This is a genomic window from Pseudomonas sp. Ant30-3 (assembly GCF_000690905.1).
Classification (GTDB): domain Bacteria; phylum Pseudomonadota; class Gammaproteobacteria; order Pseudomonadales; family Pseudomonadaceae; genus Aquipseudomonas.
In genome coordinates, this window is record NZ_JMCL01000072.1 from 59,577 (window position 1) to 68,977 (window position 9,401).

At 60.4% G+C, this 9,401-nt stretch carries 7 protein-coding genes and 1 pseudogene; 3 read left to right on the forward strand and 5 right to left on the reverse strand.

The window, feature by feature from the left end; genetic code table 11:
* Window positions 1-190 precede the first annotated feature (190 nt).
* The gene (gene purU / locus DU29_RS0117795) at window positions 191-1,039 is read left to right on the forward strand and encodes a formyltetrahydrofolate deformylase (RefSeq protein WP_028622886.1); all 849 of its coding nucleotides are present in this window, start codon (window positions 191-193) and stop codon (window positions 1,037-1,039) included.
* A gap of 86 nt (window positions 1,040-1,125) precedes the next feature.
* Window positions 1,126-1,311, forward strand: coding sequence for a hypothetical protein (locus tag DU29_RS1000000133345; protein ID WP_028622887.1), 186 nt, complete (start codon window positions 1,126-1,128; stop codon window positions 1,309-1,311).
* A gap of 1,091 nt (window positions 1,312-2,402) precedes the next feature.
* Here DU29_RS1000000133345 and DU29_RS0117810 read toward each other — a convergent pair.
* The 5 genes and pseudogenes from DU29_RS0117810 to DU29_RS1000000133785 form a co-directional block, all read right to left on the reverse strand.
* Window positions 2,403-3,398 (reverse strand): lysylphosphatidylglycerol synthase transmembrane domain-containing protein, encoded by a 996-nt coding sequence (locus DU29_RS0117810; protein ID WP_028622889.1) that lies wholly within the window; start codon window positions 3,396-3,398, stop codon window positions 2,403-2,405.
* Complete coding sequence (locus DU29_RS0117815) at window positions 3,395-4,171, reverse strand: DUF2334 domain-containing protein (RefSeq protein WP_028622890.1); 777 nt, start codon at window positions 4,169-4,171, stop codon at window positions 3,395-3,397. The genes DU29_RS0117810 and DU29_RS0117815 overlap by 4 nt, the downstream gene beginning before the upstream one ends.
* A complete protein-coding gene (locus DU29_RS0117820; RefSeq protein ID WP_028622891.1) occupies window positions 4,164-5,285 on the reverse strand; it encodes a glycosyltransferase family 4 protein in 1,122 nt (373 codons plus the stop codon). Before DU29_RS0117820 ends, DU29_RS0117815 begins: the two co-directional genes overlap by 8 nt.
* 150 nt (window positions 5,286-5,435) lie before the next feature.
* The gene (locus DU29_RS1000000133780) at window positions 5,436-6,200 is read right to left on the reverse strand and encodes a methyl-accepting chemotaxis protein (RefSeq protein WP_442961314.1); all 765 of its coding nucleotides are present in this window, start codon (window positions 6,198-6,200) and stop codon (window positions 5,436-5,438) included.
* A gap of 93 nt (window positions 6,201-6,293) precedes the next feature.
* Window positions 6,294-7,325: pseudogene (locus DU29_RS1000000133785) on the reverse strand (HAMP domain-containing protein); the annotation flags it as partial.
* A gap of 172 nt (window positions 7,326-7,497) precedes the next feature.
* On the opposite strand from DU29_RS1000000133785, the gene DU29_RS0117835 reads away from it, so the two are divergent.
* Entirely contained in the window at window positions 7,498-8,976 is a 1,479-nt protein-coding gene (locus tag DU29_RS0117835) for a helicase HerA-like domain-containing protein (protein WP_033050674.1), read from the forward strand.
* The last annotated feature ends 425 nt before the right edge of the window (window positions 8,977-9,401 follow it).

The window sequence follows — 9,401 nt, forward strand, 5'->3', positions numbered from 1 at the left end:
CGGTGGGTGGGGTCGCGGTATTTTGCCAAATCAGAAAGTCTTTTTCAGAGTTTCCCTTTGAGCGAGAAAATGTGTATTTGTCGGGATCTGCAGCGTCGATTCGTCTGCAGCAAATGCTTCATCAATACTGCAGTTTTGCTGCGCAATCGCTAGAATGGCGGCCTTTGCGAAGTTCTGGAGTCTCCCCCTCATGCGCACCTTTCGGCTAGTGATTGCTTGCCCGGACCGCGTCGGCATCGTTGCTCAAGTCAGTAACTTTCTGGCGTCCCATAACGGCTGGATCACTGAAGCGAGCCACCACTCGGATAATCAGAGCGGCTGGTTCTTCATGCGTCACGAAATTCGTGCCGACTCGCTGCCCTTCGGTATCGAGGCCTTTCGCGAAGCGTTTGCGCCGATCGCTGAAGCTTTTTCGATGGACTGGCGCATCACCGACACCGCGCAGAAAAAACGTGTGGTGCTGATGGCCAGCCGTGAATCTCACTGCCTGGCCGATCTGTTGCACCGCTGGCACAGCGATGAACTGGACTGCGAAATCTCTTGTGTGATTTCCAACCATGACGACTTGCGCAGCATGGTCGAGTGGCACGGCATTCCTTATTACCATGTTCCGGTCAATCCGCAGGACAAGGAACCGGCATTTGCAGAGGTCTCGCGTCTGGTCAAACAGCACGATGCCGAAGTGGTGGTACTTGCCCGTTATATGCAGATCCTGCCGCCGTCGCTGTGCAATGAATATGCGCACAAGGTGATCAATATTCACCACAGTTTCCTGCCTTCGTTTGTGGGCGCCAAGCCGTATCACCAAGCGTCCATGCGTGGTGTGAAGCTGATTGGCGCAACGTGTCACTACGTGACCGAAGAGCTGGATGCCGGCCCGATCATTGAGCAGGACGTGGTGCGTGTCAGTCACAGCGACAGCATCGAAGACATGGTGCGTTTCGGTCGCGATGTCGAGAAGATGGTGTTGGCTCGCGGTCTGCGTTATCACCTCGAAGACCGTGTCCTGGTGCATGGCAACAAGACGGTCGTGTTCTGACAGCAACGCGACAGGGTTGAAATTCGAAGGGCCTGGGCGTTCAATCGCTTCAGGCCCTTCGCCGTTTCTGTATGGAGGATTTGATCATGGCCGACCCACTCGACAAAGCTACCGCCCGAGCCCCCGCGACGCTGGGGGAGGGGTGCTTGAGCCGTTACGATCCCGATGACCTGAGCGCGGAGGACGGTACGGAGTTTCCGGGGGCTGAGGCGTTGTGGGGGGCTTTGCATCCTGAGGCGGAGGGTGAATCCGGGGGTGATCAGCCCACGTAGGAGCGAGGCTTGCTTGCGAAGGCGTTCTTCCATTTTGCTGGATTCTACAAGGTGTACTCGGTCCCCTGTAGGAGCTGGCTTGCCAGCGATGGCTGCGTCTTGGGCGCGTAAGTTTTTTTGGTGTACATATCCATTGCGGCGATGAGGGCGGCTATTGGTTTCGCCCTTACGGCGAGTCACTTGGAAGAGCACCAAGTAACCAAGTGCTCTTGCCCCTGACGTCCGGTGCCTCGCTTGGGCTCGCCATACCTTCGCTCCGGTCCTGCTCCGTGGGCCCGGCGCGATCGGCCATCCTTGGCCGTGCGCGCCTAACCCGGCATCCATGCCGGGTTGCCCACTGCGCAGAACCTGCGCTCAGCCTCCCGAGGGGGCGCTAACCGCCACAGCCGCCGAGGCGGCCTACCGGCCGACCTGGCTGCGCAGGTTACGTTGCGCCGTGCACTGATCGTCCCCACCACTCCGCGTGGGAACGATCAGCATCGGGGCGGGAGTTTGGGCTTTGCTTTGCTTTGCTTTGCTTCAGATCTTGATCTTGATCTTGATCTTGATCTTGATCTTGATCTTGATCTTGATCTGCGTGCCCCTTTCCCAGAGGCCGAACGCAGGCGTTGCGCAGGGGGTACCGCGGCAAGGATGCCGCGGTAGTCGCCCCCGGCCATGGATGGCCGATGGCGACGGGCCCCCGGAGCATTGCCGGATTGAGGGCATGCCGAGCCTAGGCGAGGCACCGAATGGCGGGGCAAGAGCCTTTTGGTTACTTTGGGGCTCTTTTCCAAAGTGACTCGCCGTAAGGGCGAAACCAATAGTAGCCCCAACCGCAGCAACGGATATGTACAACCTCAAAACAACCGTCGCCCGACACACCGCCATCGTCGGAACGCCGCCGGAGCAAGCTCAGCTCCCACAGTTGACCGGGTACATCCGCAAGCAAGTGGGCGCCTGACGCACCGCCATCGCGAGCAAGCTCAGCTCCCACAATTGATCGTGTGCATCCGCAAGCAAGTGGGCGCCGGACAGACTGCCATCGCGAGCAAGCTGAGCTCCTACAGAGTTTGCGTACTCAACGCAGAACGCAGTAATAACAAACCCAACTAAACCTGCTTGAACCTCATCAATTTCTTCAACAGCGGCCGCCCCAGCATCAACACAAACACCGGCCCGCCCACCAGCAGATAAAAGTAATACGTCACCGCCCGCCAGATCAGGATTGCCGCCGCGGCCGTGGATTTGCCCACCATTGGCGTCAACAGCGCCGCCGAGGTCAGCTCCGCCGCTCCGGCGCCACCCGGCAGCAGGCTGAACTGCCCCGCACTCAGCGAAAGCATCTGAATCAAAAAGCTCCAGGCCCACTGCACATCCGCCCCCAACCCGCGCAACGCCAGATACAACACGCTATAGCGCAGAATCCAATGCACACACGTCAGGGCAAACACCGTAATCAATGTCCGAGACGGCAATTTCAACGTGTCGGTAAACGCCGCCAGAAAATGCAGAAGTTTTCGCGCCCAGCGCATACGCGTCGCTGCTTTGACATTAAGTCGCGCCAACAGACGGCCGCTCAGGCGAATCAGCAAACGGTGGTAGCGGGCGACGAACACGCAACTCAACAACCCACCGAACATGGAGACCGCGCTGACCGTCAGCAGCCACTCCATGCGCTGGCTGAGGTGTTGGAACAAGGCGTAAATCAGGATCCCGATCAGCGCACAAAGGAAAAACAGCAGATCGCTCAACTGATCCATCGCAAACACCGCGCTGCCCCGCGCGGGACGCACGCCCTGACGGGCCAGCAGCGCCATGATGGTCAGCGGGCCACCGCTGCCTCCCGGCGTCGCGCAATAGGCGAATTCGGCGGCCATCACCACCGCCAGACTCTTGCGGCGGCTGACCTTGCCGCGCTCGTCGCCCAGCAACAGGCGCAAGCGCATCGAATTCAGCACCCAGCACAGCAGAATCATGGCGAACATGATCAGCAACCAGTGCAATGGAAATCTGTGCAGGCGATACCAAGTTTCATTGCCGCCCAGCAAGGCCGGGATCATCACCGCAACCAGTAAGGCAATGCACAACAGAACCCCGCGACTCACGCTACGCGCCCCATCAATGTGTCTTGCGACGCCAGCCAATCAGCCTTGGTCATTGGCATGCGGCCCTCATCGAGCAGACGCTTGAGGGTTTGCAGCCAATAGGTGCATGAAAACTCATGACGCATGTCCACCGGGTGCAGGCCCAGGCGAATCACTGGTGCTTGTCGCCAGCGCTGTTCGCGCTGGTCGCTGAGCAGTTTTGATACGCCGCGACGCCAGGCACTGCGCGCACTCCACACCAATCCCGGCGCCTCAATCACGGAGAAATCTGGCAAGCGATACAAGTGCTGCGGATCACTGGTGTAACGCAGCGGCAACTCGCGCAAGGCCTCGCGGGTGCCATCGCTCATCAGCCAGGCCGGTGCGACAAAGCCTTCGAGCGGCCAGTCGTGACGGTGGAACATGTCAATACCGGCATGCAGGCGGGCAAGTGCGTCTTCCCGGGACAGGCTGTAGAACTCGCCCTCGTGGGTATAGACGCGGCGCATGAACCAGTCGCGCGGCGTGCCGGGCAGCGGGCCTTCGTCGCAATGGAAGTAACCGTGCAAAGCCAGTTCATCGCCGCGCTCGACGCGTTCGCTGAGCACGCGACAGAAGGCCGGATGCTCGTCCAGGGAATTACGCTTGTGGAAGTCCGGTACCACCAGCCAGGTCATCGGCACCGCGCCCAGAGCATCGACGGCCTCTACGAACGACTGATAGTCGCCCCACGTTTGCGGCGCGACGTCGTGCAAAACCAACATGAGGGCAGGGGCATGCATGGGCTCAACCATTGGCGATCATCGGCAACTGATCGCCGAGCACTGCGTGATAGTGGCCCAAAAGGCTATTGACCACTGCGTCCCATGCGTAATGCCGTTCGACATGGCTACGCGCCTGTTTGCCCAACGTGGTGATGTCGGCGCTGAACAATTCCCGCACGGCATTGGCCATGGCCAGCGGGTTGTTCGGCGCGCAAAGCATACCGCAGGGTTCAGTGACGATTTCCTGAAACGCCCCGGCAGCAACGGCCACCACCGGAATGCCGCAGGCCATGGCTTCGAGGATCACCAGCCCGAAGGTTTCCTGATCGCCGGCATGCAGTAGCGCATCGGCGCTGGCCATCAACCGCGCTACCTGTGCAGCCGGGCAGAATTCATCGACCACTGTGACGTTGTCCGGAACCGCGGCCGGCATCGACGAACCCACCAGCACCAGGTGATAGCGTCGCCCGAGGTGTTTCATGCAGTCGAGCAGTATTGGCAGGTTCTTTTCCTTGGAGCCGCGACCGGCAAATATCAGCAGGTGCGCGTCTTCGGCAATGCCCAGTTCCGCGCGTAATTCAGGATCACGCGCCGCCGGATTGAAGGTCTGCAGGTCGACACCGAGCGGTTGCACGAACACATTCCTGACGCCGAGGCTGATCAATTTGTCCGCCATGATCTGGCTCGGCGCCAGCACTCGGTCGAAATTGCCATACAGTTTGCGGACATAGGCCTCGACATTCGGCGTCACCCAGTTGCCCATGCGATTGCTCACTAACACCGGCAAGTCCGAATGATAGAAGCCGATCACCGGTACATCGAGCTGACGCCGGGCATCGAGTGCCGCCCACGCGGTGAGGTACGGATCGCCGACTTCGATCAGATCGGGCTGCAAGTCCTGCAGGACATTGCGCCAAGGCGCCACGCGGAGTGGGAAGCGGTAACCTTTGCCGAAGGGCAGGGCGGGAGCGGGAACTGTATAGACGCCGTCCCGTTCAGTAAGGTTGGCGCCGGGTATCAGCAAGCTGTGGCGAATGCCGGGTTTAATTCCCAGGCGCCGGTGTTTGGCATCCAGATAAGTACGCACGCCACCGCTGGCAGGGGCGTAGAACATGGTTATGTCAGCGATATGCACGGCGAACATCCCTCCGGTCCATTGGTCTCCCTAGGTTGACCTTAATGAAGGATAGATGTTCGTTTGGGGTTTGCTGGCGCAGGGTTGGGAGGTCTGGTGGGTGAAAAAAAATCGCCATCGCGGGCACATCGGGTCGCCGCGATGGCGTGGCAATGGATTCTAGATGCGGAAACTGCCCACCAACTGCTTCAGCCGCGCTGCCTGCTGCTCCAGATCGGAACACGCGCGCAACGTCGAATGGAGGTTTTCCACGCCTTCCTGGTTGAGCGTATTGATCTCGGTAATGTCCACGTTGATCGACTCCACCACCGCCGTCTGTTCCTCGGTCGCCGTCGCCACCGATTGGTTCATCCCGTCAATCTCACCGATGCGCAGCGTCACGCTGTTCAAGCGCTCACCGGCCAGATTGGCGATGTCGACGCTATCCTGACTGTGGCGTTGACTGTCGCTCATGGTGCTCACCGATTCGCGGGCGCCGACCTGCAGCTCCTCGATCATGGTCTGCACCTGTTGCGCCGATTCCTGCGTGCGGTGCGCGAGGTTGCGAACTTCATCCGCGACCACCGCAAAACCGCGTCCGGCTTCACCGGCGCGTGCGGCTTCAATGGCGGCGTTGAGCGCCAGCAGGTTGGTTTGCTGGGAAATGCTGGTGATCACCTCGAGAATCTGCCCGATGTTCACTGTTTTGCTGTTCAGCGATTCGATATTGCTGCTGGAGGCGCTGAGCATGCTCGACAGTTTGTTCATCGCGGCAATGCTGCGGTCCACCACTTGCTGGCCATCTTCGGCGAGGTTGCGCGCATCGCTGGCCTGACTCGAGGCCTGCGCGGCATTACGGGCGATTTCCTGCGCGGCAGCGCCGAGCTGATTGATCGCTGCCGCCACGCTGCTGGTACGCGAGGCTTGCTGATCGGAGTTGAACATCGACGAATTGGAAGCGGCCACCACGCGCAACGCCACTTCGTTGACCTGGCCGGTGGCCGACGACACTTCGCGGATCGAACCATGAATGCGCTCCACGAAGCGGTTGAATGCAGTGCCGAGCACGCCAAACTCGTCGTTGTTCTGGATGGTCAGGCGTTTGGTCAGGTCGCCTTCACCGTCGGCGATGTCCTGCATGGCGCGGGTCATGACATGCAGCGGCTGGATCAGCAGGCGGATCAGCATGCCCAGCAAGGCGATGATGATGACCACGGCAATGATGGTCGCGATGACCGCCGAGGTGCGAAATTCGCTGAGCATCGAGAAGGCTTTGTCTTTGTCGACGGACAGACCAATGTACCAGTTGACCGTCGGCAGGCCTTTGATCGGGGTGAAATTGACGATGCGGGTTTTACCGTCGACCTCGATTTCACTGAAGTCGGTACTGATGCGCGGTGTATTGAGTGGGTACGCTTCGGCGAGGGTTTTCATCACCAGGGCTTTGTCCGGGTGAACCAGGATCTTGCCGTCGGCACTGACCAGGAAGGCGTAACCCATGCCGTCGAAGTCGCGGGCGCTGAGGGTGTCGATCAGAGTCTGCAGGCTGAGGTCGCCGCCCACCACGCCGACACTCTGCCCAGCCTTTTTCGACGCGGTGGCAATCGAGATGATCAACTGGCCGGTCGCCGCATCGATATAGGGTTCGGTCAACGTGGCGGTGCCGCTGCTTTCGGCGCCTTTGTACCAAGGGCGGACGCGGGGGTCGAAACCGTCGGGCATCTTCGCGTCCGGTCGGATGGTGAAGCTGCCGGTGGCATCGCCCAGGTAGGACGCCATGAAGGTCGACGTCAGCGCTTTCTGCTCCAGCAGGCTGGCGACAGTGGCGGGCTCCGGGTTGATGGCAATGTTCTGCGCCAGGTTGTCGATCAGCAGAATACGGCCGGTCAACCAGGTTTGAATGTTGCTGGCAGTGACATCGCCCATTTCGTTGAGGTAGTTGTCCAGGTCCTCGCGGATGGCGTTGCGTTGCAAATAGTCGTTGTACAGGGTGAAGGAGGCGAAGGCAGCCATGACGATGAGGGCGGCGGCAAGCAGGATTTTATGGCTGAAGCGCAGATTTTTATTCATGGCATGGGGTTCCGCTAAGGTCTTAATGCCCAAGGCGTGCTTTTATAAAGGAGCGCGAAGGGACGGTCGTCAAAACAAGCTGATATTTCCATCCTCTCCGTAGGGAACTACCGACGCTTTTCATTCTTTTATATCGGCCGTGAAGGATCAAAGATTAACCATGGGTGACAAAATGCCTGACTCATCGCAACTCGTTATCGGTGCCGACCTCGCAGGGCAGCCGATCGCCCAGGCCATGCGTCTGGCAAACCGACATGGCCTGGTCGCGGGCGCTACCGGTACCGGCAAGACCGTCACCCTGCAACGCTTGGCCGAAGCCTTCAGCGATGCCGGTGTGGCGGTGTTTGCCGCGGACATCAAAGGTGACCTGTGCGGGCTGGGTGCTGCCGGCAACCCTCAGGGCAAGGTGGCCGAGCGCATCGCCGGCATGCCTTGGCTGAACCATAAACCCCAGGCTTATCCGGTCACTCTGTGGGACATTCACGGTCAGTCCGGTCATCCGTTGCGCACCACGTTGAGCGAAATGGGACCGCTGCTGATCGGCAGTCTCCTGGAACTGACCGACAGTCAGCAGTCGGCGCTGTATGCCGCGTTCAAGGTCGCGGACCGCGAAGGGTTGCTGCTGCTCGACCTCAAGGACCTGAAGGCGTTGCTCAACCACTTGCGTGACAACCCGGAACTGCTCGGCGATGACGCAGCGCTGATGACCACCGGTTCCAGCCAGGCATTATTGAGACGTCTGGCGACGCTGGAGCAGCAGGGCGCCGACGCCCTGTTCGGCGAGCCGGCGCTGCAACTCGAAGACATGTTGCAGCCGGCCGCCGATGGTCGTGGGCGCATCCACTTGCTCGACGCCAGTCGCCTGGTGCACGAAGCGCCGAAGGTTTATGCGACGTTCCTGTTGTGGTTGCTGGCGGAACTGTTCGAGCAACTGCCAGAGCGTGGCGATGCCGACAAACCGCTGCTGGCGCTGTTTTTTGACGAGGCGCACTTGTTGTTCGCCGACACCCCGAAAGCCTTGCAGGAACGCCTCGAGCAAGTGGTGCGGCTGATTCGTTCGAAGGGCGTGGGCGTGTATTTCGTCACGCAGTCGCCGGGCGATTTGCCGGATGACGTGCTCGCGCAGTTAGGGCTGCGCATTCAACATGGTTTGCGCGCGTTCACGGCCAAGGAGCAGAAGTCGCTACGCGCAGTCGCGGACGGCTTTCGACCGAATCCGGCCTTCGATGCCCTGTCGGTCTTGACCGAACTGGGAATCGGCGAGGCGCTCGTGGGGACGCTGGCGGAAAAGGGCACGCCGGAAATGGTCCAGCGCGTGCTGGTAGCCCCGCCGCAGTCGCGGATCGGGCCGCTGAGCGAAACCGAACGCACCCTGCTGATCGCCGGTTCGCCCTTCAAGGGTCGCTACGACAAACCGATCGATCGCGAGTCGGCTTATGAAGTGCTCATGGGGCGCAAAGGGCTCGCGCCTGATCCGCAGGCCACCCCAGAAAAGGCAGAGCCGAGCCTAACCGACAAAGCCGGCGAATTCCTCGGCACGGCTGCGGGGCAGGCGTTGAAATCGGCGATGCGGCAGGCGGCGAATCAATTGGGCCGGCAATTGGTGCGCGGTTTGATGGGATCGTTGCTGGGTGGCAGCAAAAAACGCTGAGCCTGCTGAGGTCTCCCGCTATCTGCGGGATGAGATCAGTGGAAACAGGACCTATGGAAACAGGATCTGTGGAAGCAGGACCAGTGGGAGCAAGGCTTGCCCGCGAAGCCTTAAGCGGCCTCAAGTGCCTCTTCGCGAGCAAACTTCGCTCCCACATTGAAAACGCGATCAAACAATCGAGCCAGGTCGGCTATCAGGCCGCCTCGGCGCGCTGTGGCGGTTAGCGCTCCGTCGGGAGGCTGAGCGCAGGTTCTGCGCAGTGGGCAACCCGGCAAGGATGCCGGGTTAGCTGCCCCCGGCCATGGATGGCCGATGGCAGCGGGCCCACGGAGCAGGACCGGAGCGAAGGCATGGCGAGCACTAGCGAGCCACCGGACGTCAGGGGCAAGAGCGCTTGGTTACTTGGCGCTTCTCCAAGTGACCCG